Source organism: Galbibacter sp. (assembly GCF_035306585.1).
Taxonomy (GTDB): domain Bacteria; phylum Bacteroidota; class Bacteroidia; order Flavobacteriales; family Flavobacteriaceae; genus Galbibacter.
In genome coordinates this window covers 1-25,895 of record NZ_DATGNU010000008.1, presented here as the reverse complement: position 1 = coordinate 25,895, position 25,895 = coordinate 1, and the positions used below count along the sequence as shown (strand labels likewise).

28 protein-coding genes are annotated in these 25,895 nt (G+C 38.0%); 17 read left to right on the top strand and 11 right to left on the bottom strand.

The window, feature by feature from the left end; genetic code table 11:
* Nucleotides 1-157 precede the first annotated feature (157 nt).
* A complete protein-coding gene (locus VKY50_RS01005; protein ID WP_324297935.1) occupies nucleotides 158-829 on the top strand; it encodes a YceI family protein in 672 nt (223 codons plus the stop codon).
* Nucleotides 830-853: 24 nt separating this feature from the next.
* On the opposite strand, the gene VKY50_RS01000 is transcribed toward VKY50_RS01005, so the two are convergent.
* The 3 genes from VKY50_RS01000 to VKY50_RS00990 all read right to left on the bottom strand — a co-directional run bounded on the left by VKY50_RS01000 (nucleotide 854) and on the right by VKY50_RS00990 (nucleotide 3,096).
* Entirely contained in the window at nucleotides 854-1,792 is a 939-nt protein-coding gene (locus tag VKY50_RS01000; protein WP_324297933.1) for a TIGR01777 family oxidoreductase, read from the bottom strand.
* A 121-nt stretch (nucleotides 1,793-1,913) separates the two neighbouring features.
* On the bottom strand, nucleotides 1,914-2,588 hold the full coding sequence (gene mnmC2 / locus VKY50_RS00995; protein WP_324297931.1) for a tRNA (5-methylaminomethyl-2-thiouridine)(34)-methyltransferase MnmC2: 675 nt from the start codon (nucleotides 2,586-2,588) through the stop codon (nucleotides 1,914-1,916).
* A 16-nt stretch (nucleotides 2,589-2,604) separates the two neighbouring features.
* A complete protein-coding gene (locus VKY50_RS00990; protein ID WP_324297929.1) occupies nucleotides 2,605-3,096 on the bottom strand; it encodes a DUF4920 domain-containing protein in 492 nt (163 codons plus the stop codon).
* Nucleotides 3,097-3,211: 115 nt separating this feature from the next.
* Here VKY50_RS00990 and VKY50_RS00985 point away from each other — a divergent pair, with 115 nt between their 5' ends.
* Nucleotides 3,212-4,282 carry a branched-chain amino acid aminotransferase gene (locus VKY50_RS00985; RefSeq protein ID WP_324297927.1) on the top strand — a complete coding sequence of 357 codons (1,071 nt, stop codon included), beginning with the start codon at nucleotides 3,212-3,214 and terminating at the stop codon, nucleotides 4,280-4,282.
* A gap of 97 nt (nucleotides 4,283-4,379) precedes the next feature.
* Here VKY50_RS00985 and VKY50_RS00980 read toward each other — a convergent pair whose 3' ends face one another.
* A complete protein-coding gene (locus VKY50_RS00980) occupies nucleotides 4,380-4,772 on the bottom strand; it encodes a nucleoside triphosphate pyrophosphohydrolase family protein (protein ID WP_324297925.1) in 393 nt (130 codons plus the stop codon).
* A gap of 665 nt (nucleotides 4,773-5,437) precedes the next feature.
* On the opposite strand from VKY50_RS00980, the gene VKY50_RS00975 reads away from it, so the two are divergent.
* The 6 genes from VKY50_RS00975 to VKY50_RS00950 all read left to right on the top strand — a co-directional run bounded on the left by VKY50_RS00975 (nucleotide 5,438) and on the right by VKY50_RS00950 (nucleotide 10,709).
* The gene (locus tag VKY50_RS00975) at nucleotides 5,438-6,475 is read left to right on the top strand and encodes a GyrI-like domain-containing protein (RefSeq protein WP_324297924.1); all 1,038 of its coding nucleotides are present in this window, start codon (nucleotides 5,438-5,440) and stop codon (nucleotides 6,473-6,475) included.
* Nucleotides 6,476-6,501: 26 nt separating this feature from the next.
* The gene (gene crcB / locus VKY50_RS00970) at nucleotides 6,502-6,873 is read left to right on the top strand and encodes a fluoride efflux transporter CrcB (protein WP_324297922.1); all 372 of its coding nucleotides are present in this window, start codon (nucleotides 6,502-6,504) and stop codon (nucleotides 6,871-6,873) included.
* 306 nt (nucleotides 6,874-7,179) lie between these two features.
* Nucleotides 7,180-7,518: a P-II family nitrogen regulator gene (locus tag VKY50_RS00965; RefSeq protein ID WP_324297920.1), complete on the top strand. Its 339-nt coding sequence runs from the start codon at nucleotides 7,180-7,182 to the stop codon at nucleotides 7,516-7,518.
* A gap of 27 nt (nucleotides 7,519-7,545) precedes the next feature.
* Nucleotides 7,546-8,775 (top strand): ammonium transporter, encoded by a 1,230-nt coding sequence (locus VKY50_RS00960; RefSeq protein WP_324297918.1) that lies wholly within the window; start codon nucleotides 7,546-7,548, stop codon nucleotides 8,773-8,775.
* Between the two features lie 130 nt (nucleotides 8,776-8,905).
* Nucleotides 8,906-9,976, top strand: coding sequence for an outer membrane beta-barrel protein (locus VKY50_RS00955; RefSeq protein WP_324297916.1), 1,071 nt, complete (start codon nucleotides 8,906-8,908; stop codon nucleotides 9,974-9,976).
* A gap of 151 nt (nucleotides 9,977-10,127) precedes the next feature.
* On the top strand, nucleotides 10,128-10,709 hold the full coding sequence (locus VKY50_RS00950; RefSeq protein ID WP_324297914.1) for a YdeI/OmpD-associated family protein: 582 nt from the start codon (nucleotides 10,128-10,130) through the stop codon (nucleotides 10,707-10,709).
* An 84-nt stretch (nucleotides 10,710-10,793) separates the two neighbouring features.
* Here VKY50_RS00950 and VKY50_RS00945 read toward each other — a convergent pair whose 3' ends face one another.
* The 3 genes from VKY50_RS00945 to VKY50_RS00935 are packed head-to-tail and all read right to left on the bottom strand — an operon-like array spanning nucleotide 10,794 to nucleotide 14,337.
* Nucleotides 10,794-11,123, bottom strand: coding sequence for a hypothetical protein (locus VKY50_RS00945; protein WP_324297912.1), 330 nt, complete (start codon nucleotides 11,121-11,123; stop codon nucleotides 10,794-10,796).
* A 2-nt stretch (nucleotides 11,124-11,125) separates the two neighbouring features.
* Nucleotides 11,126-12,511 carry a tyrosinase family protein gene (locus VKY50_RS00940; RefSeq protein WP_324297911.1) on the bottom strand — a complete coding sequence of 462 codons (1,386 nt, stop codon included), beginning with the start codon at nucleotides 12,509-12,511 and terminating at the stop codon, nucleotides 11,126-11,128.
* On the bottom strand, nucleotides 12,508-14,337 hold the full coding sequence (locus VKY50_RS00935) for a fibronectin type III domain-containing protein (protein WP_324297909.1): 1,830 nt from the start codon (nucleotides 14,335-14,337) through the stop codon (nucleotides 12,508-12,510). Before VKY50_RS00935 ends, VKY50_RS00940 begins: the two co-directional genes overlap by 4 nt.
* Nucleotides 14,338-14,706: 369 nt before the next feature.
* Between VKY50_RS00935 and VKY50_RS00930 the strand changes: the two genes are divergently transcribed.
* The 7 genes from VKY50_RS00930 to VKY50_RS00900 all read left to right on the top strand — a co-directional run bounded on the left by VKY50_RS00930 (nucleotide 14,707) and on the right by VKY50_RS00900 (nucleotide 20,642).
* On the top strand, nucleotides 14,707-15,315 hold the full coding sequence (locus VKY50_RS00930) for a sugar transferase (protein ID WP_324297908.1): 609 nt from the start codon (nucleotides 14,707-14,709) through the stop codon (nucleotides 15,313-15,315).
* A complete protein-coding gene (locus tag VKY50_RS00925) occupies nucleotides 15,312-15,983 on the top strand; it encodes a NeuD/PglB/VioB family sugar acetyltransferase (protein WP_324297906.1) in 672 nt (223 codons plus the stop codon). The genes VKY50_RS00930 and VKY50_RS00925 overlap by 4 nt, the downstream gene beginning before the upstream one ends.
* Nucleotides 15,964-17,547 (top strand): FAD/NAD(P)-binding protein, encoded by a 1,584-nt coding sequence (locus VKY50_RS00920; protein ID WP_324297904.1) that lies wholly within the window; start codon nucleotides 15,964-15,966, stop codon nucleotides 17,545-17,547. Before VKY50_RS00925 ends, VKY50_RS00920 begins: the two co-directional genes overlap by 20 nt.
* 148 nt (nucleotides 17,548-17,695) lie before the next feature.
* Complete coding sequence (locus VKY50_RS00915; RefSeq protein ID WP_324297902.1) at nucleotides 17,696-18,265, top strand: RNA polymerase sigma factor; 570 nt, start codon at nucleotides 17,696-17,698, stop codon at nucleotides 18,263-18,265.
* A complete protein-coding gene (locus tag VKY50_RS00910; RefSeq protein WP_324297900.1) occupies nucleotides 18,249-18,830 on the top strand; it encodes a hypothetical protein in 582 nt (193 codons plus the stop codon). Before VKY50_RS00915 ends, VKY50_RS00910 begins: the two co-directional genes overlap by 17 nt.
* Nucleotides 18,811-19,884, top strand: coding sequence for a hypothetical protein (locus VKY50_RS00905; RefSeq protein WP_324297898.1), 1,074 nt, complete (start codon nucleotides 18,811-18,813; stop codon nucleotides 19,882-19,884). Before VKY50_RS00910 ends, VKY50_RS00905 begins: the two co-directional genes overlap by 20 nt.
* Before the next feature lie 29 nt (nucleotides 19,885-19,913).
* A complete protein-coding gene (locus VKY50_RS00900; RefSeq protein WP_324297896.1) occupies nucleotides 19,914-20,642 on the top strand; it encodes a head GIN domain-containing protein in 729 nt (242 codons plus the stop codon).
* 85 nt (nucleotides 20,643-20,727) lie between these two features.
* Here VKY50_RS00900 and trxB read toward each other — a convergent pair whose 3' ends face one another.
* Nucleotides 20,728-21,696 (bottom strand): thioredoxin-disulfide reductase, encoded by a 969-nt coding sequence (gene trxB / locus VKY50_RS00895; RefSeq protein WP_324297895.1) that lies wholly within the window; start codon nucleotides 21,694-21,696, stop codon nucleotides 20,728-20,730.
* A 209-nt stretch (nucleotides 21,697-21,905) separates the two neighbouring features.
* On the opposite strand from trxB, the gene VKY50_RS00890 reads away from it, so the two are divergent.
* Nucleotides 21,906-22,349 carry a hypothetical protein gene (locus VKY50_RS00890; protein WP_324297893.1) on the top strand — a complete coding sequence of 148 codons (444 nt, stop codon included), beginning with the start codon at nucleotides 21,906-21,908 and terminating at the stop codon, nucleotides 22,347-22,349.
* A 3-nt stretch (nucleotides 22,350-22,352) separates the two neighbouring features.
* Here the strand turns inward: VKY50_RS00890 and VKY50_RS00885 are convergent, their stop codons facing one another.
* Nucleotides 22,353-23,384 (bottom strand): UDP-glucose--hexose-1-phosphate uridylyltransferase, encoded by a 1,032-nt coding sequence (locus tag VKY50_RS00885; protein ID WP_324297891.1) that lies wholly within the window; start codon nucleotides 23,382-23,384, stop codon nucleotides 22,353-22,355.
* 24 nt (nucleotides 23,385-23,408) lie between these two features.
* Nucleotides 23,409-24,578, bottom strand: a complete 1,170-nt coding sequence (galK, locus tag VKY50_RS00880; RefSeq protein ID WP_324297890.1) for a galactokinase — start codon at nucleotides 24,576-24,578, stop codon at nucleotides 23,409-23,411.
* 71 nt (nucleotides 24,579-24,649) lie between these two features.
* Here galK and VKY50_RS00875 point away from each other — a divergent pair, with 71 nt between their 5' ends.
* Complete coding sequence (locus VKY50_RS00875) at nucleotides 24,650-25,354, top strand: NUDIX hydrolase (protein ID WP_324297888.1); 705 nt, start codon at nucleotides 24,650-24,652, stop codon at nucleotides 25,352-25,354.
* Nucleotides 25,355-25,391: 37 nt separating this feature from the next.
* Here VKY50_RS00875 and VKY50_RS00870 read toward each other — a convergent pair.
* On the bottom strand, nucleotides 25,392-25,895 hold a 504-nt coding region (locus VKY50_RS00870), incomplete at its 5' end, for a glycosyltransferase (RefSeq protein WP_324297886.1).

The following is a 25,895-nucleotide window of genomic DNA, read 5'->3' as shown; positions in this document are numbered from 1 at the left end:
CTCTTTTGAATATAATTTATCTGTATTTCAATTGGCAAAAGTACTGCCAATTCTATAAAAATGTCAAAATGTCACCAAAAATTATCTCCAAAAAATATTTCTAAGCAATGTGCTTATATTTTATATTTTTGCCTTCAAAATCTTAGATACAACAATCATGAAAAAAGCATTTATCACCCTACCCTTAGTGGCTTGTATGGTAGTTTTCACCGCATGTAAGCGTGACAAAGAAAATCAAACTAACGCCAAAGAAGCAGAGACAGTTTCACAAATGAGCTCAGAGTCAATCAAGTATAAGATCAACGCTGATCAAAGCACCATCAATTGGAAAGGTTCTAAACCTACTGGAGAGCACACCGGTACGATCGCTATTGAATCTGGTGTCGTTACTATTAAAGGCGGGATGATAGAAAGTGGAAATTTTCTAATTGATATGAATTCAATCAACGTAACAGACCTAAAAGCAGGCGAAGGAAAAGAGAATCTAGAGGCCCACTTAAAAGGTACAGCAGAAGGTAAAGAGGATCACTTCTTTAATGTTCAAGAACATCCAACGGCTTACTTTGAAGTGACATCAAGCCAGGAAAAGGAAGGAAAAACCATCTTAAGTGGAAACCTAACTATTAAAGGTATTAAGAAAAATATATCCTTTCCAGTAAGTGTTAAAAACGACGCGGAGTCTATTACCTTAACTTCTGAATCATTTACCATCGACAGAACCCAATGGAATGTCAATTATGGATCAAAAAGCATTTTTGATGACCTAGGAGATAAATTTGTCAATGACGAAATCGAACTTGTAGTAAGTGTAAAGGGAAGCAAATCTTAAAAAGGCAATCTCAAGCAAATTACCCTAAGCCAATTCTTCAAAGAGTTGGCTTTTTTCATGTAATAAAACATCCTTTAAAGCAGGCCTAAGACTTGTAAAGTGAAAAGTGTATCCGCGCTCTTGAATTTTCTTAGAACTTACACGCTGACTACCCCATAATAAGGAGGCGCGTTCTCCAATAAATAATTTAAGAACAGGCACTGGCACAGCGGGCAAAATTATTGGCTTACCCATTATATTACCGAGTTCTCGGGTTAATTTTAAATTACTTATAGGATTAGGCGCTACTGCGTTAAACACCCCATTTAATTGTTGATCAATACAATACAAATAAATCGAAGCGACATCATGAATATGAATCCAGCTGACCCATTGCTCACCAGAACCAATAACTGCCCCAAGATACTTGGCCGTCATGGCTTTCATTTTACTTAGCGCCCCACCTGTTTCTGATAATACCAATCCAGTTCTAATGATCGCTACTGGGAAATGGTGATTTTTATTTAATTTTTGAGCCTCCCGCTCCCAACTTTGCACTACAGCACCTAAAAAGTCGTTGCTGAACTCTTTTTCATCTTCGTCATAATAATTTGTAAAAGAGTGCGGATAAATACCCACAGCTGAAGCCGTCGCAAAGGCTTTTATTTGATGAACTTCAGGAATACTCCTATTGAGCAGTTCAAGGGAAGTTATACGACTGTTAAGAATTTTCTTTTTTCGAAATAGGGTCCAAGGGGCAGCAATATTCTCTCCTGCAAGATTGATAACTGCATCAATCCCAGAGAAACATGCCAAATCAATCTCATTTTTTGGAGGGTTCCAAAAAAAGCCCTTGTAGTTATCATCGTTGCAAAGCTTGGATTTATCAGTGGTCAAAAAGTGAACCACATCCCCCCTTTGGTGACATAGTTTTGTTATTTGACGACCAATTAACCCACTAGCTCCTGCAATTAAAACTCTCATCTCACTGTTGTATTGCTATTTGAACTTCAAAATTAGCCAATATATACAGCATCCGCGCGATGATTAGATAAGCTTTAACAATTAAATTATAGATATTTAACACAAAAAGAAAAGAAGCCTCTTACTTTTTAACAGCTCTTAACATTTCTCGCTTCCCAGGAGGTCCTGGGAGTTTTTCCACTATAAATCCAACTTCCAGCATGGCCCTTCGAACGCTTCCCTTAGCCGCATAAGTAACTAAAATTCCATTGTTATCCATGGCTTTATACATCCTTTCAAACATACCCACATCCCAGAGTTCGGGTTGTACACGCGCTCCAAAGGCATCGAAATATATCAAATCAAAATCCGCACCATCGTCAATGGTTTCGAAAAGCTGTCTACGCTTGCGAAGGGTAAATGAAGAATCAATCTGTAGATCGATGTCCCACTCACTTTGATGCATCAGATTAAAGACCTCACTGAAATCTTGAGCCTGGAGCTGTTGTACGTAATTAAGCCGTATGACCTCTTGTTGGTTTACAGGGTACGCTTCTACTGCGTGATAGGAGATCGTAAGACTATGTTTGCAATGTTCCAAATAAGTAATAAATGCATTAAGGCCAGTACCAAACCCTATCTCTAGAATACGAGGATTCTTTGAATCTATCAGATTGCACCAATGTTCAAGACCGTTCTTAATAAAAACATGATACGCCTCTTGTATAGCACCGTGTTTAGAATGGTAATGCTCATCCCACTTCTCAAGATAAATGGTAGTCGAACCATCATTGGTATTTATGACTTCTCTTTTCATGTACTTATTACTCCTATTATTTTTTTGTCAGTACCCCGATAGCCTGAAAAGTATAGGTGTTCTTAGGCGTAGTGATCTTCGCAATTTCCTCCTTACTCTCTCCAGCATCTGATGCATAATGTTGTTGGTCCTCTACAGATACTTGGTCGACAAATGCCATCCCCTCTAGGATGACCTCTTTACCGAGGATGTCCTCTGGAACAAAAAAACCGTAATCTTTAAATCGTACCATTACATCTTGGTCTTGATTTAAATCTAATTTCATCCAGCAACCTTTCTTTTTACATACCTCTGTCACCTTTGCAGTAATTGTCGTAGTAATGGTATCCCCTAGAGCGAGTTCTTTATACAAATCATTGACCGCTGTCAACTCCTCACCGTTGGTTACGATAATCGTATCGCCATAAATGTGGTAGTTTTCAGCCACTTTTAATTTCTGATACTGTTTGTCTACTTGACATGAAATAGCAAAAATTGCGATTGAAATAACAAAAAATATCACCCTCATGAGTAAGAGAATTTTAATAATTAGTAACGCATCGCAAAATAAGGTATTTTTTACAATCACAAATCTGTAATTACATTTAATATTTTGCTAATTTTGTACAAAATAAAGATCCGCAATGGAAAAGGATACAGTTGTGAATATAAAAATAGAAAAGGCTGCAACTTCTAGGATTAATGAAGTTGATTTCAGTAACTTAAACTTTGGAAGTGTTTTTACAGATCACATGTTTATTTGTGACTATAAAAATGGAAATTGGCAGGAGCCAACTATTGTTCCTTACCAAAAATTATCCATGGACCCATCTGCTAAGGTATTTCACTACGGGCAAGCCGTATTTGAAGGTATGAAAGCTTATAAAGATGAACAGGACGAGGTATGGTTGTTTAGACCTGATGAAAATTTTCATCGCATCAACAAATCTTCTGCAAGATTAGCTATACCAGAATTCCCTGAGGAATATTTCTTTGAAGGCCTCAAACAGCTTCTAAAGCTAGACAAGCAGTGGATAAAAAAAGGATTTGGCAATAGTCTTTATATACGACCTTTTGTGATTGCTACCGAAGCAGGCGTTTCGGCATCCCCTTCCTCTGAGTATAAATTTATAATAATTTGCTCCCCTGCCCAAGCATATTATGCTGGTGAGGTTCGCGTAAAAATAGCCGATCACTACAGCCGATCTGCTAGTGGAGGTTTTGGTTTTGCAAAGGCAGCTGGTAATTATGCTGGACAATTCTACCCTACCTCACTTGCCAATCAAGAAGGATTCCAACAAGTTATATGGACCGATTCAAATACCCACGAATATCTTGAGGAGGCGGGCACTATGAATGTGTTCTTTAGAATTGGAGATAAACTCATCACATGCCCAATTAGTGATAGAATCTTAGACGGTGTTACACGTAAAAGTGTCATCCAAGTAGCTAAGGATCTAGGAATTGAAGTCGAGATACGCCCCATTAAAGTGGCAGAAATAATTGAGGCTGCAAAAAACAATCAACTGAAAGAAATTTTCGGAAGTGGTACAGCGGCTGTAATCAATCCAATTCTAGGATTTGGATATAAGGGAGAAAAATGGGAATTACCAAAACTGGAAAACTCCTATGCCGCTACCATTAAAAACACTATACTAGGTATTCAATACAATACCATAGAAGACAAATACGGTTGGAGAGTTAAAGTGGATTAATCCAATCGGAACTAACTAGAATATTTGAAAAGCAAGCGGTAAGATCTTTAGAATTTTACCGCTTTTCTATTTTAACTCGAAAAAACGTTCTCACATACTATTTCAATTGTCCTAGATGCTTGGCTATATTGGGTTTAAAATAGTTTGGTCCTTTTAGAACCTTTCCATCCTCTCTATAGATTGGTTTTCCATCAGCACCAAGTTTACTCATATTGCTCGATTGGATCTCAGCAAAAACATCTTCGATCACATCCTGCATTCCGTGCTCTAAAATAGTACCACACAAGATATACAACATATCGCCAAGAGCATCGGCAACCTCGACTAAATCTCCACTGTTCGCGGCCTCTAAATATTCATTATTCTCTTCTGCCATAAGATTATGTCTTAAGGCAATTTTAGAGCCTTCTAAACCTGCTCGAGGTGCATCGGCTACGCCTAGTCCAAAAGCCCTGTGGAATTTCTCCACGCTTTTTAATTTATCCTTCATTTTAATTGAGTTGATTTTAATAAAGAGTAAGCAATTTAAGAATTCCTAAATTCAATTTGACTAAATTTGCCAAAAATTAATGCCATATGTTTACACAGGGACAGATGATATTCGCAGGAATATTTGCCATAGTATTTATCATAGTGATGTTTGTGAGCTATAGACGCGATATAAAAATTCATAAAAAACAATACAAAGGTTCCTTATGGATTCTCGTTGGATTCCTAATTTTCATCGCCCTTTTATTAGTGGTTAAAAACTTGGCAAAAGGTTAAAATTGATCATGCAAATCGTATCGAAAATTGACAAAATGTAATTTTTTTACTTCTAACGGAGAATTTATGACTTAAAATGCCTACCTTTGCCTAAAGCAATCAACTTAGGCAATGATGATTTTCTTTTCAATTTTATTTGGTTTGTTGGTAATTAATATGGTTTTACTAGTATTTAGTGTCAACAAGTTACCCAAAACGAAGAAACAACAGGCAGTATACAATAAGCCTAATGCAAAGGACTCACGAAGCAAGGGTAAGGACAAAGATTACGATGTAGCTTATAAAAAAGCCATTTAGTACGACAAATTTTAAAAAAGTCAATTCCTGTTCTTAACAGAGAAGGTAGTATTTTTGTACTTTAGCTGTTAACAATTCTTTTTATTGTCCTCTATGAAAATCTTAAAATATCTGATCTTTCTTCTTCTTATATCAATGATTGGACTTGCCATATACGTTGCGGTACAACCTGATGATTTCAAAATTATTAAGACGCGGGTAATAAAGGCGCCACAACCCTTAATCAGATCGTATATTAGTGATTTTACCAAATGGCAACAATGGGGCGTTTGGAACCTCAGGGATCCTGACTTGAAAATTACATTTGGAGATCGATTCAAAGGCGATAGTGCTACGTGTAGCTGGGACAGTAAACTTTATGGAAGTGGTAGAATTACCACCACATACTTTTCCAATGACTCCATCAGCCAAAAAGTAGAATTTCATAAGCCACAAGATAAAACAGCACGGCGATTTTGGGCTTTTAACCCTACCGCCAATGGGGAAGGGATCATTGTAACCTCGGGCATTGAAGGAACTTTTGGTTTTACAGATAAACTCCTGGCCTTAGTGGATCGAAGTAGAGTACAACATTTTGCAAGGGACTTTGCCAAAGGACTTCACAATTTGGATAGCGTAATTACACAAAACATGAAGCGCTACAAAATTGACATCTTGGGACCAACCCAGTATGGAGGAGGATTTTACCTCTATCAAACCGTTAGTACCAAAATCAATGATATCACCACTAGTACCGACCGGATATTCACTGAAGTTTCCGCCTTTATGGAACACAATGACATCACACCATCGAGTAAGCCATTTGTAAAATTTATACAGTGGGACACGGTAGATCGAACTGCTATTGTCTCTGCAGCCATCCCCGTAAGTGATCGCATTATCACCCCAAAAGGAAGCACTATACTATGCGGTTACATCCCTCCTGGAGGTTACTACAAAGCCACGCTTTTCGGTGATTACTCCAACGCAAAAGAGGCTTGGGCGAAAACAAAAGAACACCTGGTAAAGAACGGGTACACTATCGATGCACAAAGGGACGAACTGGAAATTTATATTAAATGCCCAGAAAACTACCCAAACCCTGCTGATTTAGAAACAGATATTTACATTCCTATTATAGAAACAGAATAATTGCTGATAACTTCAAAGCAACATAAATGAAGCAGCTTTTACTAATATTTATTGGAGGTGGAACTGGAAGTATTCTGCGCTATGCTATAAGCAAGCTACTGAGAAATTCCATTAATATAATTCCATACGGCACCTTGGTGGTTAACTGCTTAGGAAGTTTATTAATCGGTCTATTAATGGGATATTCTTTGAAAACTCAAAACCTATCTTCACATCAATTGGCATTTCTTGTCATTGGGTTTTGTGGTGGATTCACTACATTTTCCACTTTTTCTTATGAAAACACCTTATTTTTAAAATCAGGTGATTTTCTCTCCTTTATCGGCTACACTACTGCCTCATTAGTTTTAGGGATTGGTTTTGTTGCCCTTGGATTTTGGCTGGTCAAATTCCTTTAAAAGCCCCCCCTTTTTTAGCCTCTACTATTACCTTAGCAATCATCATAAGGCCATTTTATTTACATGATCGAACATGGTCAAAACGATATTCCATTTTTAACGGAGAGAAAACATTCGTTCATATTTTTTCACCTTTATTTGCCATTTTCTAAAATTCAAGTTAATAAAATTCATTAAATTTTTATATATACCCCATATTTTGACGGGGGTTAAAATAATAATTCAATAAAAATTTTAAATATACCCCTATTATTTTATCAAGTAATTCATAATTACTATAGTTTTATTCAAACAAAACTCTTAATTATGAAAAAAATTGAAGCTATTATTCGCAAATCAAAATTTGATCAAGTGCGGGACGCTCTTCATCAAGTTGAAGTAAATTTTTTTAGCTATTGGGATGTCACAGGCGTTGGTAATGAAAAAAAAGGCCATGTCTATCGTGGAGTTAGCTATAGCACCACTGACATTCAAAGACGCTACATATCCATTGTTGTTTCAGATGCTTTTTTAGATCGCACCATTGAAGCCATCCTTAAGTCCGCCTATACCGGTAATGTAGGAGATGGTAAAATAGTCGTGTCTGAAGTCCTTGAGGTTTACAGGATTAGAACACGAGAAAAAGGACAAGAATCACTGAACTAATCAACAATAACTTAAAAAAATTATAGAATGGAATCAAATATTATAGAGGTAAATGCAGTACTGGACATACTTTGGATTATTATTGCTGGAATTCTCGTTTTCTTTATGCAAGCAGGGTTCACCCTAATTGAATCAGGTTTTACTAGAAGTAAGAATGTCATTAACATCGTGATGAAAAACTTAGCCGATCTTTCTATTGGAGCCATTGCATTTTGGTTGTTTGGATACACCTTAATGTACGGTGAGTCCATCGGAAGTTTTATAGGTTCCCCTTCCCTGTTCTACAATGTACGGGAAGATATGCATAATTTATTTTTCCAAACGGTATTTTGTGCCACTACAGCAACGATCGTCTCTGGTGCCATTGCTGAACGCACCAAGTTTTCAGCATACATCATCTTTTCCCTTATAATCACCACGTTAATTTATCCTGTTTCTGGACATTGGATATGGCAAGGAGATGGCTGGTTAACGGATTTAGGATTTATAGACTTCGCAGGTTCTACGGTAGTCCATGGTGTAGGAGGTTGTGCCGCACTAGTTATGGCCGCCATGGTTGGTCCAAGAATCGGAAAATATACCGAAGGAAGTTCTAACGCCATTCCAGGACACAACATGATGTATGGAGCATTAGGGGTCTTTATTCTATGGATGGGTTGGTTTGGTTTTAATGGAGGTTCAGAGTTAGCCATAAGCGGTGAGAGCGTCTTTAACGTCCCCGCAATCATTATAAACACCAATCTTTCGGCGGCCGCTGGTTTAATTACCGCAATTACCCTGACTTGGATTCGATATGGAAAACCGGAAATTTCTATGAGTTTAAATGGTGCTTTAGCGGGTCTAGTAGGCGTAACTGCTGGTTGTTCAGTGGTTAGTCCAGGTGGTGCTGCTATAATAGGAATATTGTGTGGGATTGCTGTCATCTTTGCCATTGAGGTATTGGATAAAAAGTTTAAAATCGATGATCCTGTCGGAGCTGTATCAGTTCATGGTATTTGTGGCGCTATAGGTACGATTCTAGTAGGCGTATTCGCAACTGAAGGTGGTCTTTTATTCGGAGGTGGTTTTACGCAACTTGGTATCCAAACAATAGGTGTCTTGAGTGTGTTTACTTGGGCTATAGGAAGTTCCTATCTAGTATTACTTATCCTTAATAAGACCATGGGTCTACGCGTTACAAAAGAAGAAGAAATTGATGGGCTTGACATTCACGAGCACCACGGAGATGCCTATCCTGACTTTACGATAGACCGTTAATGGTCGAATTTCGGGCAAAATGTAACGGAGCAGTGTTTGGCGATATGCTCCGTTACTTAGCTCGCTTTCGAAAGTCGATAACATAGAAATCACATTCATTTAATATCAACTCACCTTAAAAGTATAAATTATGAAAGCATTAGCTGTGTCAAATAACGTAAAAAAAGTTCTCTTTTCCATATGTTCCCTCTCCTGTTTTCTCACCTTTGGACAAATTGGAGAAAAGTTTAACCTGCACGGTTCGGCAGATCTTTATTGGAAAACAAATTTAACAGGCACCAATGAAGCCTTTGAGGATTTACAAGAAAATTCATATTTCAACACCCCTGCCACTGCATTTGCAAACAGGAGTGGATTCTCCTTAGGAATGGCCAACTTAGTGGCCAGCTATCAAGGCGAAAAAGTCGGTTTTGTGGCGGATTTAGCATTTGGCCCTCGAGGAGAAGATGCTGTATTTTTATCCACAGGCTCTTCTAATATTGTAAATCAACTTTACGTCTATTGGAACCTTTCTGAAAAACTTAGATTAACCATGGGAAACTTCAACACCTTTCTAGGTTATGAGGTGATCTCCCCTGTGGGTAATTTTAATTACTCAACCTCCTATATGTTTTCGTATGGCCCTTTCTCCCATACAGGAATTAAAATGGATTTAACCCTCTCGGAAGACTTCACTTTAATGCTTGCCATAATGAACAGCACTGACTTTACCGAAATAAACTTAGACGGTAGTTATACAGCAGGTGTTCAATTCGGATATAAGAGCCAATACCTTAATTTTATATACGGGGAACAAACAGCAGTACCTGGTAGTACTTTTCAGGTAGATTACACTGGTGGATTGAATCTAAGTCCAAGCATCTTTCTTGGGATAAACTCAACCTATAACACAACCGACGGTTCAGGGTTTTATGGATTTGCATTATACCCACAACTCACTACTTCAGAGCGATTTGCCATTGGGCTCAGAGGAGAATATTTTAAGGAGTTTGATGGGGGTGTTGGTGTTTTTGGATTAAATACAGATCAAGACGCAGAGGTTTTTGAATTTACCATCACTGGGAATTACACCATTGAAAACTTAACCCTCAAGCCTGAACTGCGCTTTGATACTGCATCCGAAGAGGTGTTTTACGATATGGACGCCATGCCAAGTGAGCATTTGGCTTCCTTCCTGTTGGCTGCTGTGTACTCTTTTTAAAAAAGTATCTAGCAAAAAAGCATATTCAATCAGCCATTGAATATAGTGAGTAATTACACTTTACTTTCCCTGGTGGCTTGCCACCAGGTTTTTTTATATTTTTATAATAAAAATAAAAATACTAAACTCACTCCCCATTAAAAACCACTAAATGAATCCCAAAGTAGATTTTTTCTTCGAAAAACAAAGTAAATGGCAAGCGTGCTACAGACAACTTCGCCGAATCATTTTAGCATGTGGATTACAAGAAAATCTAAAATGGGGTGTACCTTGTTATTCCTATCAAAATACCAATTTGATACTAATCCATGGATTTAAACACTATTGTGCCATTTTATTCCATAAGGGGGTCCTATTAAAAGATCCATATAATATCTTAATACAGCAAACTAAAAACACCCAATCAGCTAGACATTTGAGATTCACTGATTTAGAGGATATAAGACAACTAGAATCAAAAATCAGAGAATATATCTTTGAGGCCATTGAAGTGGAAAAAGCTGGTCTTAAAGTAACTTTTAAGCAAACGAAAGATTTTGAGATAGTAACGGAATTTAAACAAGCACTGGAAAAGGATCCAGCACTAAAAAAGGCTTTTTATAATTTAACCCCAGGGCGCCAACGAGCCTACCTTCTGCACTTCTCTTCAGCAAAACAATCCAAGACCAAAGTGGCAAGAATTCAGAAATGTAGCCCTAAAATTCTACAGGGAATCGGCTTGAACGACAACTAAAGAGATCCTTTAACTAAGGAGTTACATTGAATTAGTACTAAGCTGTTTATAAATCACCCTTTATAAAAAAGTGTCTAAATAAACTTATTGGGAGATAATTACTGCACGAGTAGCAGTGTTAATGCTATCTATTTTAATTTGAAACTGCTCACTCTCCTTAGGAAATTTTATATAAACACCAAAATTCAAACTATCGGCACTAAACATTAATACCGATCCTTGTTTACTTTCAAAATCGGCATGCCCTTTAATATAACCGTAAGGCGGAATTCTATGGTCTACATTATGATCAAAGAGCTGTATATTGGAAATTGTATAAGGAGTATTATTTTCAATGCGATAACTTTTTTGACAGGTTTTCGCATAAACAATGGTGATCATGCCAAGAACGATAAAATAACAAACTCGATACATGATTACATTTTAATTACTTTTTTCACCACCAAGGTTTTTCCATGCGAATCAACTACCTTTATAACGTAGGTACCAGGAGCCAATCCATAGAGATTCTTAACCTCTAAAGTGTCTGTAAATTCAAAGACTACTTGTTTGATCAATGCTCCTACCATGTTGTATATTTCGATTACGCAATCACGCTTCTTATCCAATTTGATGGTGATATGACTATCAAATGGATTAGGGAAAGTCTTAATAATTACCACCGCATCGTCAGGATCAACATCTCCTTCACTCCAAAGCCATACTTGCTCTAATTCTACGGGATCAAAAGGATTTACTTCTCGCTTATCAGATACACTTGTAGACTTAGCCAGTAGTGTAGAACTACTTTGATCATCAATGGTAACCAATAGCTCTGCCCCACTTTGAGCCAGAAATCCAGGCTGCAATACCACTTCATTTACCGACTCTATAACAGCACTACTTCCAGGAGTAGCAACAAAATTAGCACCTGCTTGGATGGTATACTGATAGTAAAAGTATTCTGGGTCATTATAGGTATTACTGATGATGTAATTATCCAACTCAGCCAATTCATTCTCGGCATAAAACACTCCTAAAGCACGCGAATCTAGAATATCATTTGGGTCTACAACCGGAAGTGTTTCTCCACCGAAAACATACGTACCATCGTAACGGATCATATCATTTCTCAAGTAAAAAGAGGTATGATGAAGCTCTTCCCAATCGTGCCACAATTTATCTATATAGGCATGGTGGAGGTAAAATACGGGATCTCTTGGAGAGGCCGAGGTTATCATTGCACCAGAGACCCATCTATGGGCTCCAGAATGCGGTGTTTGCCGTTCAAAGTCATCCGAAAATTCAAAAAAATCAGTCTCAAGCATCAGGTTGGATACATTACTTGGTGAGGGCAAATCATTATAGAGTCCTAAACGACGCCCCAAGCCCCAATTAGAATTAAAACTCCCCATAAAATCCTCATCCCACAAAGCAGCGCTTGGCGATTGATCCTGAGAAGAATCCCAAAAAGGGATGCTAATTCTTGGATTGATTGCTTGCATCACCTGCTCCATTTCGAAAATAAATCGGCGGTGCCATGCTAAGAAAATTTCTTTTTCAGGTTCATCTGGTAAGTTAAAATGGATATCCAATACATCAGGGTCAATATTGTCATAATTGAAAAAATCCATATGAAAATTAGCCATATCCGTTATCCTATCAGGAGTGGTTGAGCGGATCGTGTAAAATGCATTTACTAATTCTGTTTTTTCATAATCGGTCATCTCCCGGTAATCCTTACGGATACTTTGGGCATTGACTTGAGAAAACATCAGCATCAATAAGCTCAAAACCAGTCTCTTAAATGCTATAAAATTCATCGCTCTACCGGGTAACTGTTTAATTTGCGCTCTAAAATCTCAATCCTGCGTACCAATTCCTTTAACTTCTCGTTCTGGTTTTGGAGCTGTTGTATTTGTTTTTCTTGAGCAATAGCATATAAGGTGAGTTCTTCAATTTTCCGAAGTAATTTGGCGTCCATATCCCCTAGCGCTATTCCCTGCTGTTGAATTTGATAAGCACTCGGGATATTTATAAGATGTTTGTGAACCTTTATGTGCTCTTCTACCTCGTTTAAACTTGGCAGTTCATAGGTATTTTCGAAAACGTAATCTGGCCAATTTCCCTGTAATGCTACTCGAACTTCTTCCGCTACTATATTACCAGCAACTGCGAGTCTATAGGCAGGATTAACTTCCGTGCCGACTCCAACATTTCCGCTAGCAACAAAATTGTTGGACTGCCAATCAATGGTAGGTAGATTGGCATTTTCGGTGGTATAAGCAGTAGCTCCACCTATAGGCTGCTCTAAAGTTGTTACGCTTACTGTGTTGCTAATAGCAGAAGCATTTCCAGAACCATCCATCGCTCTAACAGTAAAATCATAACTGGTTTCAGGAGCTAAATTGGTGACATTAAAACTTGTTGCTCCCCCACTAAGGCCAATGCTACTAGCATCTTGGAAGAGTTCATAATCAACCACACCTACATTATCTGTGGAGGGGCTCCAGGAAAGTAAGGTAGTAGTTGAAGTTGTTGATCCCGCTGTAAGGTCTGTAATAGCTGAGGGTGCCTGTGTGTCTGTATCAGTTGTGGTTGTTACATTTGCGGTATTACTTACCAAGGATATATTCCCTGCTGCATCCATGGCTATAGCGGTAAAAGCATAGCTGGTTGCTGGAGTGAGATTCGTTACATTAAAAGTTGTTGCTCCCCCGCTTAAACCGATACTGATTCCGTCCTGAAAAACCTCATAATCAACCACACCTACATTATCCGTTGAGGGGCTCCAGGAAAGTGTAGTGCTAGTGGTAGCAGTAGCACTCGCTATCAAATCAGTAATAGCAGTCGGCGCCTGGTTGTCAGTGGGCGCAGCTGTCGTGACATTAACTGTATTACTTGCAGAGGAGGTATTCCCTGCGGCATCAATAGCTATAGCAGTAAAATCATAACTGGTTTCAGGAGCTAAATTGGTGACATTAAAACTTGTTGTTCCACCACTTAGTCCGATACTGGAGCCATTTTGAAAAACTTCATAATCTACAACTCCTACATTATCGGTGGAAGCGCTCCAAGAAAGGGATGCACTATTGGAGGTAATGGAACTGGCCGTTAAGTCGGTAATAGCTGAAGGTGCTACTACATCATCCACCAAAGGAGTGATACTTACAGCATCAAGCAAAATCCCATCCCCAGAAACAGCCCCTCTGTTTATCGGAGCTGTATAGGCGCGTATGACAGCCACATTGGAATTAGCTGTTAATTCAAAGCTATATTCTGTCCACTGTGTCGTTAAAATAGATCGTTGGGTGAAATTTGAAAACCCAGACCAATTGGCAAAGGCAGGTAAATAACTTTGTGGCGCCCGCTTTGCCCATATTTTAATGGAGTAAACTTGTCCACTAGTAACATTAAATGTGTAAGAGACATCTCTACCATTTGTTTCTCCAGTAGAGGTGATTAACATGGAGAAGTTTCCATGTTCTACATCAGTGGATTCGGATGAGATCACTGCCCCACCAGTCCATCCAGTTGTAGCGTCTGCTTCATTTTCAATAGAAACAGCGTTAGACTGTGTATGGATTTCTTGGGACCACAAACAGCAAGAGAGTAAAAGGGTACTTAATAATGTAAAGGTTGTTCTCATTTGTAATTGCATTTGGTTGGTAGCATCATAGAGAATAAAACCATGGTTTTGAAAAGGGGACGCTTAATTCGGTGTTAAAATTAAAAACAATCGTTGGTAAATATCTCAAAGCTCTACCAAGTCCCATTTTATTCTACAAAAAGCTTAAAGATCGCCGAAATACAACATAAATCGCTGAAATACAATACAAAGCGAATACATTTATTTTTAAACTTCCAATACATTTTTAGCCTAAAGGCCTTTTATTTAGGACGAAATGCACCGTTAATAATTTAAGCGATTTTAATTGCTTTTGGTAGAACATTTTTTATTCTGCCTAGGTTTTAAAATAATTTTACCGCATCAGCCAACCTAAAAACTTTATAGCTCATGTATAGCAATTACATCAAACGCTTAATGGATATTCTTCTATCTTTGATAGCCTTGATTTTACTTTCTCCAGTGATCATTCTTTTGTGGATCTGTTTGTTTATTGTCAATTCAGGACATCCTTTCTTTTATCAATTAAGACCCGGGAAAGATGAACGCGTATTTAAGCTTATAAAATTTAAATCCATGACGGATCAAAGGGATGAAAAAGGTGTGTTGCTAACCTATGAAAAACGAATCACTAGAATTGGCAGTTTCATACGTAAATACTCTTTGGATGAAATCCCACAGCTTTTCAACGTGCTTTTGGGCGATATGAGTCTGATCGGACCACGACCACTATTGATAAAATACCTACCCCTTTATAACGATTTTCAAAAACAACGTCATCTAGTGAAACCAGGAATCACTGGTTGGGCTCAAGTTCATGGAAGAAATTCGATCTCATGGGAAGAAAAATTCAAATACGATGTGTGGTATATCGAGCACCTGAGTTTTAAAACGGACGTCCTTATTCTGATACTAACCATTAAAAAGGTCATCTTAAAGGATGGGATTAACTCAGGACCAAACCTAAACATGGTTGCATTTAAAGGAAACAAAGCATGAGCGATCGATCAGTGATAATAGGAGCGGGAACGCAAGGTCAGATATACGCATCTTATTTGCTTGAGGCGGGTATTAATATTGTTGGCTTTATTGACGACAACCCCTCCCTTCTTGGGCAAAAAGTAGTTGGTGTCCCCGTAATAGGTTCTTACCATGACCTATATACGTCAAAATTTAAAGAAACCATTCAAGCTGTGTATTGTCCTATAGGAGACAATCATATTCGGGTTGAATACCTTTCAGCACTACACAAAGAAGGATATAAGATTCCAAGTTTTATTCATCCTTCGGTATCCATAGGACCTGATGTAATCCTAGGGGAAGCCATATACATGTTAGTCGGTAATATTGTGATGCCCCATACCTCTTTGGGAAATTATATTATGATCAATCAAGCAAGTACAATTGCCCATCATGTCATCGTTGAAGATGGAACCTTTATATCTTCCGGAGTCAATGTTGGTGCGTGTATACGCGTACAAGAAAAATCATACATCGGAATGGGAGTCACCATTATGACAGGAGTTAAAAGTCTAGGTAAAAATTGCCTTCTTGGTGCAGGAAGCGTTATTATAAAAGATGTTCCAGAAAATGCTGTAATGGTTGGAAATCCTGGAAGAATATTAAGATATCAAAAAAACAACAGCGATGTGCAGTGCAAACCTTAAAAGGCCTTTTGATCTATGCTTTATTGGATCTGGATTATCATCTACCTTTACTCTTATTCACCTATTGGAACATCGTATAGCGGTCCAAACACCAACATTGTTAGAGATCGCAATTATAGAGAAATATGAAGAATTCCATACAGGAATTCCGTATGGGAAAAGATCTGGCGATTCCGTGTTACTGATTACTTCGCTTAAAAATTTTCTTCCCCAGCCTGAGTACACTAAATTCATCCATTGGCTCAATGAAAATCACCATACGCTTTTAAAGAGAATGAAAGCATCTGGTGGGGAGCTGACAAAAAAGTGGCTCGAAAAACATCGAGAACGTATCAGTAAAGGTCAGTGGGGAGGTTTATTTATTCCCCGACGATTTTTTGGAATTTATCTTCAGGATAGATTAAACCAATTAATTGATCAGCAAACTTCAAAGGGCGTGCTAAAGGTTCATTACTATTGTACTCAGGTAACCCAGGTATCAAAAGATAATGCATTATTTACCATTCACGCAAAAGAACTTAAAATTCAGAGTAAAAAAGTAATTCTTGGCATTGGATCGCTACCCACCCATAATATTTATACGGACAGGAACATCCATTCAGATGACCAGCTATTAGTAATTAATCAAATTTACAACCCAAGTTTGGATGAAAATTTAGAACGAATTTCAAATTTCATTTCCAATTTGAATCCATCTAGTCAAGGGTGTAACATCCTGGTTATTGGTGCCAATGCTAGTGCATTAGAACTGTTGTATAAACTCAATGACATAGAAAATCAACAGGAAAATAATACTAATTACTACTTTCTATCAACCCATGGGTTGTTGCCAGATAGTGAAGTCGATTCCATCAAACAAGCTAATTATCAACCAAAACATCTCCATAAACTACAATCCCACAACCTTCTATCAGCGGCTCAAATCGCACAAGCCGCCACCTTAGATCTAGACGCTGCAGAGAAAATCCAGTTGGGTGCTGCCTCCACTGTGAACATAATATCTAATGCTGTTGGCAGGCTATTACCAAGGTTAAATCAGCAAGAGTTAAAAACATTTGCTTGTCTTTACGGTAATGAAATTGGCAGACGTCAACGATGCGCAGGTCAACATTACCTAGATGTCATAGACGATTTAAAATCAAAAGGGCGATTTGAGCACATTAAAGGACGATTCAAAGACTTCATAAAGAAAAAAAAGGGATATTACTTGCGCTACCAAGATTCTCATAGTGATACTATGGTTACTGCTCCCATGCAATTTCATGTGGTGATAAACTGCATTGGTAGCACTAAATTTGGCGGAGCCCATAACCAAGTTCCCACGCTATTAAAAAACCTGATTAAACAAGGTTTAGCATCCCCTAATGCCTCTCAAATTGGTTTGGAAGTGAACGCCAAGTTAGAATGTTCCAAAAATCTACACGTTGTAGGCCCATTACTTGCAGGGAACATAATCGATTCTAAAGCCGTTTGGCACGTTGAACACTGTGGAAGAATCATTTGGTTATCAGGTATTCTAGCTAAAATTATTGAGCAATCTCAAAGGACTACTATTTTTAGTTAATCAAAACAAGATACTGTGGGCGAGACTCGAATAACCCTAGGGGCTACCCCCTACTCCTTTTTTAAAATGTGACTCATTTTTCATTTTTTTCTTTTGTAACTGTAACAAACTTCAATGAGTGTTATCTTTATTGTAAAGAATATACTTTTTGAGCCAACAAGAGTTACATATTAATCCGCTAATAAAAGATTGTATTGATGGGAAACAATCAGCTCAATTAGCAATTTATAACCGTTATTATAAGGCGATGTACAATACTGCTTTGCGAATTGTAAAAGACCCTTATGAGGCTGAAGATGTTATGCAGGAATCGTTTTTAAACGCTTTCTCGAAATTATACAGCTATCGTGCGGAGGTGACCTTTGGTGCTTGGCTCAAACGAATAGTGATCAATAATAGCATTCAACAATACAGAAAATCAACTAAGGTGCAACACATTGCTTTGGATAATGTGTTATATAGGGTTCAAGACAATGACATACCAGACTCAGAGGCAAGTTTTACAAACTTGAAGGCTCAAGAGGTATTACAAACAATGAAGTTACTCAAGGATAATTACAGAATTGCTTTGACCCTTAAATTAGTTGAAGGCTATGACAATCAAGAAATTTGTCAAATAATGAGTATCAGTGATTCAAGCTGTAGAACGCTAATCTCTAGAGCTAAAGAATCTTTAAGGAAAAAATTAAATGGGAAAGTATATGAGACCAAAGGATGAAATAGAAGAATTATTTGAGCGCTTGGGATCCGACTGGGACATGGAAGAACCAGGTAATGGTCATCAAGAACGGTTTGTAAACAAACTTCACAGAGACAAAGCCACCAAAAACAGTCACCAGGGCGCAAAGATGTGGAAGTATATCTCTATTGCTGCTTCTGTTGCACTACTGTTTACAATCGGTATTCAGTACTTTAATCAACCGCAAGAGAAACCTACACAAACTAAGGTGGCTAATTACATCCCTGAGGGTAAACCAGAGGAAGTACAACGAACCGAATATTATTTTTATGCGTTAATTGCACAAGAGATTGAAAAAATTGATCAAGCCTCTGGTGAGAAAACTAAAAGACTTGTCGATGATCTAAAATCGCAGTTACTACGACTAGAAAACGATTACAAGTTACTGGAAGCTGATCTTAGCAACAAAGGTGATGTAAAGCAAATTTTGAATGCAATGATGATCAATTTTCAAACCCGAATTAAGCTTGCGCAAGAGGTCCTTAATAAGATTCAAGAAATAGAAAATTTAAAAAACACAAAACATGAAGAACAAACTGTTTAAATTCGTCTTAGTGCTCTTATGCATTCCACTTGTTACCACAGCAAGTATCGATCCTAAATTGCACGGTAAATTCACCAAAGAAAAGACTATTAAAAAACAATTTGATATAAGTTCAGATGCCTTACTGAAATTAAAAAATAGCTATGGCAATTTGCATATTACCTCCTGGGATAAAAATAGCACCATCATTGAGGTACACATTCAAACCAGCAGTGACAATGAAAAGAAAGCACAACAAAGGCTCGATCAAATTAGCGTCGATTTCCAAGCTACAAATACTTTGGTCTCTGCGCAGACAATATTTAGCAATAACAGATGGAGATGGGGCGGTGACAATGTAAGCATACAAGTAAATTACACCGTAAAAGTCCCTGTTGGCAACAAGCTGGATCTAAGCAATGACTACGGTACCATCTACCTAAACCAAATCAATGGAAGTACAAAGATTAAGTGCGATTATGGCAGCATGAAATTAGGCAAACTCAATTCTACTCTCAATGAAATTTCCTTCGACTACACCTCAAATGTCAGTGTCGATTACATCAATGGTGCGACCATAAATGCAGACTATTCCAACTTTACCATCCACGATGCAAAAAAAATCGAATTGGAAGCCGATTATAGTAATTCAATTTTCAACAACGTAGAACTCATTGACTTCTCATGCGATTATGGTGATGTCATTATTGAAAACGTTGGCAAGGTCATCGGATCCGGTGATTATCTAACCACGAGAATTGAACGGGTTGAAGGATCTGTAGACATCGAAGGGGATTATGGTGGAATCAAAATAAAAGAAATTACTCCAAAGGCTGGGAATATAACTATCGATGGTGATTACACCAATGTTGAAATAGGATACAGTGAGGGATATCATTTTGATATTACCGCTACACTAGAGTACACGGATTTCAAATATGATAACAACATCGAATTTGGTATAAAAAGAGAAAAATCTTCCGAAAGCTACTACCAAGGTTATCATGGTAGTAAAGGGAAAAATTCTATTGAAATAGATATCGAATACGGCGGATTAAAAATGCTTCGTCGCTAAAATAAGTAATCCATTAAATACGAACTAAAATGAAAAGATTCATCTTACTGAGCTATGTACTGCTTGCATCTCAATTGGCCACTGCACAATGGTTTGGGCAAAACACCATTAAGGGTAACGGGAATGTCATTCAAGACAATCGAACCACCGCAAAATATGACCAAATTGAAATGTCAGGATTCTTCGATGTCGAACTCATCAGCGGCACTGAAGGTTCCCTTACCATCACTGGGGAAGAAAATTTAATTCCACATAGTGTTACCAAAGTGAAAGGGAAAACACTCACTATAGAAACGGAGAAAGGGTATAACTTACAACCTAGCAAAAGAACTGGCATTTTAGTGAGGGTTCCTTTTGAACGTCTCACAGCGGTTACCCTGACAGGATCAGGGAATATCTATTCAAAAGACGTTATCGCTAGTGACGACCTTCATACTGAGCTTACGGGATCCGGAGACATCGCTCTAAATCTCAATGTTCAAAATTTAGAAACCTCCCTGGTCGGATCAGGAGATGTGGAACTTCAAGGAAATGCTCAAAAGGTAGCCTACAAACTATCGGGATCGGGGGATATCGAAGCACTTACCTTAAAGGCGGTTGACGTCCAAGTAAATCTTATAGGCTCTGGTGATATCAGTCTGCATTGCGACGGTACCTTGCAAGTCAAAATAGCAGGTTCAGGGGATGTTACTTATAGTGGCACGCCTACACAAGAACATAGCAAAATTTCAGGATCTGGAGAAGTTTCTCCAGAGTAGGATCATCAAAAAACGAACAAAAAAGCCCCTAGAAAATCATATACTCCTAGGGGTCTTTTTTATTTATTCAATACGTTAAAAGTTCTTAGGCCTCCACCTCTTCTTTACTTTCTACCGCAGCCAAATAACGTTCAGCATCTAATGCCGCCATACACCCTGTTCCTGCCGCGGTAATAGCTTGTCTGTATTCTTTATCTTGGACATCTCCACTGGCAAATACACCAGGTATATTAGTTTTGGTAGATTTACCCTTGGTAATAATATACCCAGTCTCATCCATCTCTAATTGCCCCTTAAATATTTCTGTATTCGGCTTATGACCAATAGCAATAAATAGCCCAGTTACCTTAATGTCCTCTTTTTCTCCAGTTTGATTGTTTACCAAACGAAGTCCTTCAACAACTTGATCCCCTAGTACCTCTTCGATTTCAGTGAAATATTTCACCTCTAAATTAGGCGTGTTATTAACACGGTGCTGCATCGCCTTAGAGGCACGCATTTCGCCTTTACGAACCAACAGGGTCACTTTACTACAAATATTCGCCAAGTAAGTGCTCTCCTCTGCTGCGGTATCTCCTCCACCTACAATAGCGACTTCTTGCCCTTTAAAGAAAAAGCCATCACATACAGCACAGGCAGATACTCCACCGCCTCTTAGGCGTTGTTCACTTGGCAGACCAAGGTATTTAGCGGTAGCACCAGTGGCTATGATTATTGACTCAGCTTCCAAAGTTGATCCATTGTCAATTTCTACCTTATGAATTCCTCCATGTGTCTTATTAAGTTCCACAGAGGTTACCATTCCCATACGGACCTCAGTTCCAAAGCGTTCCGCTTGCTGTTGAAGTTGAATCATCATGGTAGGCCCGTCAATTCCCTCTGGGTACCCTGGAAAATTATCGACCTCGGTAGTGGTGGTCAATTGTCCCCCTGGTTCCATACCTGTATACATTATTGGTTTCATATCAGCCCTTGCCGCATAAATAGCCGCAGTATACCCTGCAGGACCAGAGCCAATAATTAAACATTTAATTCTTTCCACTGTATCAGTCATAATTTTAATTTCTATTAATTCTCTATAACAAAAGTAGCCATTTTGCCAAAAAGCTAACATTTAATTAATGAAAACATTTTATCCGTCGATAGAAAGTATTGATACCGTAAAATTTACTTTTAAAATATTCGCATAATACTGCAAAAATCAAACAATTATTCGTAAATTAACATAGGTTTATTTATTAATGATTCAAAATATGTGCTGTTATGAGAAAAATAATTTATCCAGTCGTTATTGTATTCGGATTGATTTTACTTTCAGCAATCCCGAATAACAAGAAAAGTGAAAGTTCCATTCAAGGTGTTTGGGAACTTGTCGACCGTTATTCCTATGATGGTCATCAAGTCACAGATACCATTGAAAACACCAATGGCTATCGCCAGATAAAAATGTATAGCCAAGACAAAGTCATGTGGACAAGGTTCGTCCCCTTAGATTCCGTAGAATGGTTTGGGTATGGATCCTATTATACCAAGGATAGTTTCCTTGTAGAAACGTTGGAATACGGGTCCAGCTCCATGATGAAAATTATAGACACCATGAGAAAGTTCAAATTTAAGTTAGTGATAGATCAAAACTCCTATAGTCAAATCACATTGGACAATGAAGGCAATCCTATGTTTTCAGAAAACTACAGAAGACTGGAGTGACTACTATCTCAAGCTATAGTGTACTTTTGATAAATTTCTTAGATTTTCTGCGGCAACCTCCGCTGTAATATCCCGTTGTGGATTTGCGAACATTTCATATCCGACCATAAACTTTTTAACCTCTGCAGACCGAAGTAGCGGTGGATAAAAAGACATATGAAAATGCCATTCCTCATAAGCAGCACCATCGGTGGGCCGTTGATGAATACCAGAGGAATATGGAAATGAGGTCTCAAAGAGATTGTCATAAAGTGTAGTAAGCTCTTTGATAATAGTGGCAAAGGCTATTTCTTCAGCTGCATTTAACTGAGTGATATCCTGATAGTGTTTTCTAGGAACAATCATAGCCTCATAAGGCCATACTGCCCAATAAGGTATCAAAGCTACAAAGTGATCGTTGGTGATCAATATACGCTCGTCCAATTCCAATTCTTGTTCTAGGTAGTCTTTAAGTAGACTCTTGCCGTGTGTATGCCAGTAATTTCGTTGATTCTCTTGCTTTTTTAATACTTCCCCGGGAATGGAAGATTGTGACCAAATTTGACCATGAGGGTGTGGATTACTGCATCCCATAATCGCCCCTTTGTTCTCAAAAATCTGTACATAATTAATGCCTTCTTTAGCCCCTAATTCTGCATACTCCTTCTTCCAAAGACCTACAACTTCAGTTATTTGTTCAACACTCATAAGAGGTAATGTAAGTGCGTGGTTTGGTGAGAAACAAATCACCTTACAAATTCCACTTTCCGTTTGGCCCTGAAGAAGGCCATTTTGATATTTTTCTACTGGCACCTCAGGCACTAAGGCCGCAAAATCATTAATAAAACTATAAGTTCCTTTGTAGTCCGGATTGGTATCTCCACTAGCTCTAGTATTGGTGGGACATAAATAACAAGTCTCATTATATGACTTGTTTTCAAAGGCGCTTTTAGTATCCTTTTTCCCTTGCCAGGGACGCTTTGTTCGATGTGGTGAAACAAGCACCCATTCCCCAGTTAATATATTAAAACGTCTATGTGGTTTATCGTTTAACATGATAATAATTTTTGAAAATTTCTACTACTTTTTTACTTCAACTCCGTCGCTAATACTAACTTCAATTGGTGATAAATCAATACCAAATTGCTTTTTATAAGCCTTGGAAATCGCATCAGTATAGGAAGGTACTACATCTTTGTGTACCATATTAATGGTACAGCCACCAAATCCTCCTCCCATCATTCGAGCCCCTAAGACACCTTTTTGTGTTTTGGCAAAATCAACCATAAAATCCAATTCTTCACAACTTACTTGATAGTTATAACGTAATCCGTGATGGGATTCCCATAATAAATTCCCGAACTCTTCAAATTTTCCCTTTTCTAAAGCTTCTGCAGCCATAAGGGTCCGTTTATTTTCTTGAATCACGTACGATGCTCGATCAAACATGGTAGGGGTTAATTCTTCCTCAAATGACATCAACACCTCTTTAGGTACATCGACCAAATACTTATATTCAGGATGTTTTTCTTGAATGATCGCGAGAGCCGCCTCACAATCAGCTCTTCTATTGTTGTATTCACTACTAGCTAAATTATGAGACACATTAGAATTTAAAAGAACCAATTGGTAAGGAGCTATATCTGCATGAATCATCCGGTAGTCCAAATTCTGACAATCCAATAAAATGAGGTGATCCTTTTGCCCGCGTACCACGGTAAATTGATCCATGATTCCACATTTCGTACCCACATAATTGTGCTCAGCATCTCTAGAGAGGTGAATAATTTGATCTTTGGTAAGTCCTATGGAAAACAAGGTATTTAAGCCAGTAGCTATTCCACATTCTAAGGCAGCTGAAGAGCTTAACCCAGAGCCCATCGGGAGTGCACTCTCTACAATACAATCAAAACCTTGGATAGCTCCAGGGTAAATTTGATCAATGTAATGAACGACACCTAAAATGTAATTTTCCCATTCTACATCACTGATGCCAATCGCATCGATAGAAAATGAATAACCATTATCAAAATTCTTAGACCACACATTACACCGCCTAGTGTTATTTCGCCTAAAATAAATTTTAATCTGTTTATTGATAGCTGCCGGTAACACATGCCCTCCGTTATAATCGATGTGTTCTCCTATTAAATTGATTCTTCCAGGTGATACAACAAGCACTTCATGCACAAAATTCTCTAAATTAAGGGCTATTGTTTGTCTATTTTCGGATTGAGTCGTATTTTTCAAATCAAATATATATTTAATCAAACAAATATAATAAAAGTACAATTCACTTTTATTGTTTTTTTTACTTATTTATGAAAAATAACCAAGAATCCTACTACACAGAGGTCGATAAGATGCATGTGGCCACCGATTGCATCGTTTTTGGCTTTCATCAAGATGAGCTAAAATTACTAATCTTTAACAGAAGAGTTGAACCCCATAAAGGCGCCTGGTCGCTTATCGGGAGTTTTGTAAAATTAGACGAAGACGTAGATCACGCTGCAAAAAGGGTGCTACATGATATCACAGGCCTGGATAACGTATTTTTCGAGCAATCAAGAACCTATGGAAAAGCGGACCGCGATATGGGTGCACGTTGTGTTTCAGTAGCGCAGTTTGCCCTTATTAGAATTGACGAGTACGATAAGGAGCTTACAGAAAAGCACGGCGCCTTTTGGTATCGATTAGAAGAACTTCCCCAGCTGGTGTTGGATCACCATCAGATGGTCATTGACGCATTAGATATCCTTAGAAGAAAGGCCAAACATCAACCTATTGGATTTGAGCTTTTACCAGAGAAATTTACCATCCCACAATTACAGAGTTTATATGAAGCTATTTTTCAGAGAAAGTTGGATCCTGGAAATTTCAGAAAGAAAATATTGTCTTTTAAAATCTTAAACAGGCTAAATGAAAAGGATAGAAGTTCATCCAAAAGAGGTGCTTTCTACTATACATTTGACCATAACACCTATGAGAAATTACTTAAATCGGGTTACAACTTTGATTTTTTATAAGTACCATATTATCCAAGTACAAGCACTTAAATAGTCCTTATAACTGTCCTTTAATTAATTTATTATAGGCAATTTCATAGATTTCCTCATAAAGTGGAACCACGTAATTGATATCAAATATACTGGCTTGGTTACGGGCCTGTTGTTTAAACATCTCAAGTCGCTGATCATCACTTAAAATGTGAAGTGCGTTTGATATCATTTCATCAACAGCACCAATGGGGCTCAAAAATCCGCTAATGCCATGTTTATTCACCTCTGGAATACCACCGGCATTACTAGAGATTACAGGCACTTCATTGACCATGGCTTCTAAAGCAGCCAATCCAAAACTTTCGGTCTCCGAAGGCAGTAGAAACAGATCAGAATAACATAATATTTTATCCACCTCATTACTGTTCCCTAAAAAGGCTACTTTATCTGCTATACCTAATTCTTGACATAAATCCTCTGCAGGCTCTTTTTCAGGCCCTTCCCCTACCATGATCAATCGCGCTGGCATGACCTTTTGAATGCCGTGAAATATCCTTATAACATCCTC

Coding starts and splice junctions, on each gene's coding strand:
- VKY50_RS00940 (WP_324297911.1), bottom strand. CDS start 12,511: ATGAATTTTATAGCATTTAAGAGACTGGTTTTGAGCTTATTGATGCTG.
- mnmC2 (WP_324297931.1), bottom strand. CDS start 2,588: ATGAAAAGAGAAGTCATAAATACCAATGATGGTTCGACTACCATTTAT.
- crcB (WP_324297922.1), top strand. CDS start 6,502: ATGAAGCAGCTTTTACTAATATTTATTGGAGGTGGAACTGGAAGTATT.
- VKY50_RS00945 (WP_324297912.1), bottom strand. CDS start 11,123: ATGTATCGAGTTTGTTATTTTATCGTTCTTGGCATGATCACCATTGTT.
- VKY50_RS00890 (WP_324297893.1), top strand. CDS start 21,906: ATGAGAAAAATAATTTATCCAGTCGTTATTGTATTCGGATTGATTTTA.
- VKY50_RS00955 (WP_324297916.1), top strand. CDS start 8,906: ATGAAAGCATTAGCTGTGTCAAATAACGTAAAAAAAGTTCTCTTTTCC.
- VKY50_RS00935 (WP_324297909.1), bottom strand. CDS start 14,337: ATGAGAACAACCTTTACATTATTAAGTACCCTTTTACTCTCTTGCTGT.
- VKY50_RS00985 (WP_324297927.1), top strand. CDS start 3,212: ATGGAAAAGGATACAGTTGTGAATATAAAAATAGAAAAGGCTGCAACT.
- VKY50_RS01005 (WP_324297935.1), top strand. CDS start 158: ATGAAAAAAGCATTTATCACCCTACCCTTAGTGGCTTGTATGGTAGTT.
- VKY50_RS00980 (WP_324297925.1), bottom strand. CDS start 4,772: ATGAAGGATAAATTAAAAAGCGTGGAGAAATTCCACAGGGCTTTTGGA.
- VKY50_RS00930 (WP_324297908.1), top strand. CDS start 14,707: ATGTATAGCAATTACATCAAACGCTTAATGGATATTCTTCTATCTTTG.
- VKY50_RS00975 (WP_324297924.1), top strand. CDS start 5,438: ATGAAAATCTTAAAATATCTGATCTTTCTTCTTCTTATATCAATGATT.
- VKY50_RS00885 (WP_324297891.1), bottom strand. CDS start 23,384: ATGTTAAACGATAAACCACATAGACGTTTTAATATATTAACTGGGGAA.
- VKY50_RS00875 (WP_324297888.1), top strand. CDS start 24,650: ATGAAAAATAACCAAGAATCCTACTACACAGAGGTCGATAAGATGCAT.
- trxB (WP_324297895.1), bottom strand. CDS start 21,696: ATGACTGATACAGTGGAAAGAATTAAATGTTTAATTATTGGCTCTGGT.
- VKY50_RS00925 (WP_324297906.1), top strand. CDS start 15,312: ATGAGCGATCGATCAGTGATAATAGGAGCGGGAACGCAAGGTCAGATA.
- VKY50_RS00965 (WP_324297920.1), top strand. CDS start 7,180: ATGAAAAAAATTGAAGCTATTATTCGCAAATCAAAATTTGATCAAGTG.
- VKY50_RS00990 (WP_324297929.1), bottom strand. CDS start 3,096: ATGAGGGTGATATTTTTTGTTATTTCAATCGCAATTTTTGCTATTTCA.
- VKY50_RS00910 (WP_324297900.1), top strand. CDS start 18,249: ATGAGACCAAAGGATGAAATAGAAGAATTATTTGAGCGCTTGGGATCC.
- VKY50_RS00920 (WP_324297904.1), top strand. CDS start 15,964: ATGTGCAGTGCAAACCTTAAAAGGCCTTTTGATCTATGCTTTATTGGA.
- VKY50_RS01000 (WP_324297933.1), bottom strand. CDS start 1,792: ATGAGAGTTTTAATTGCAGGAGCTAGTGGGTTAATTGGTCGTCAAATA.
- VKY50_RS00905 (WP_324297898.1), top strand. CDS start 18,811: ATGAAGAACAAACTGTTTAAATTCGTCTTAGTGCTCTTATGCATTCCA.
- VKY50_RS00950 (WP_324297914.1), top strand. CDS start 10,128: ATGAATCCCAAAGTAGATTTTTTCTTCGAAAAACAAAGTAAATGGCAA.
- VKY50_RS00960 (WP_324297918.1), top strand. CDS start 7,546: ATGGAATCAAATATTATAGAGGTAAATGCAGTACTGGACATACTTTGG.
- VKY50_RS00900 (WP_324297896.1), top strand. CDS start 19,914: ATGAAAAGATTCATCTTACTGAGCTATGTACTGCTTGCATCTCAATTG.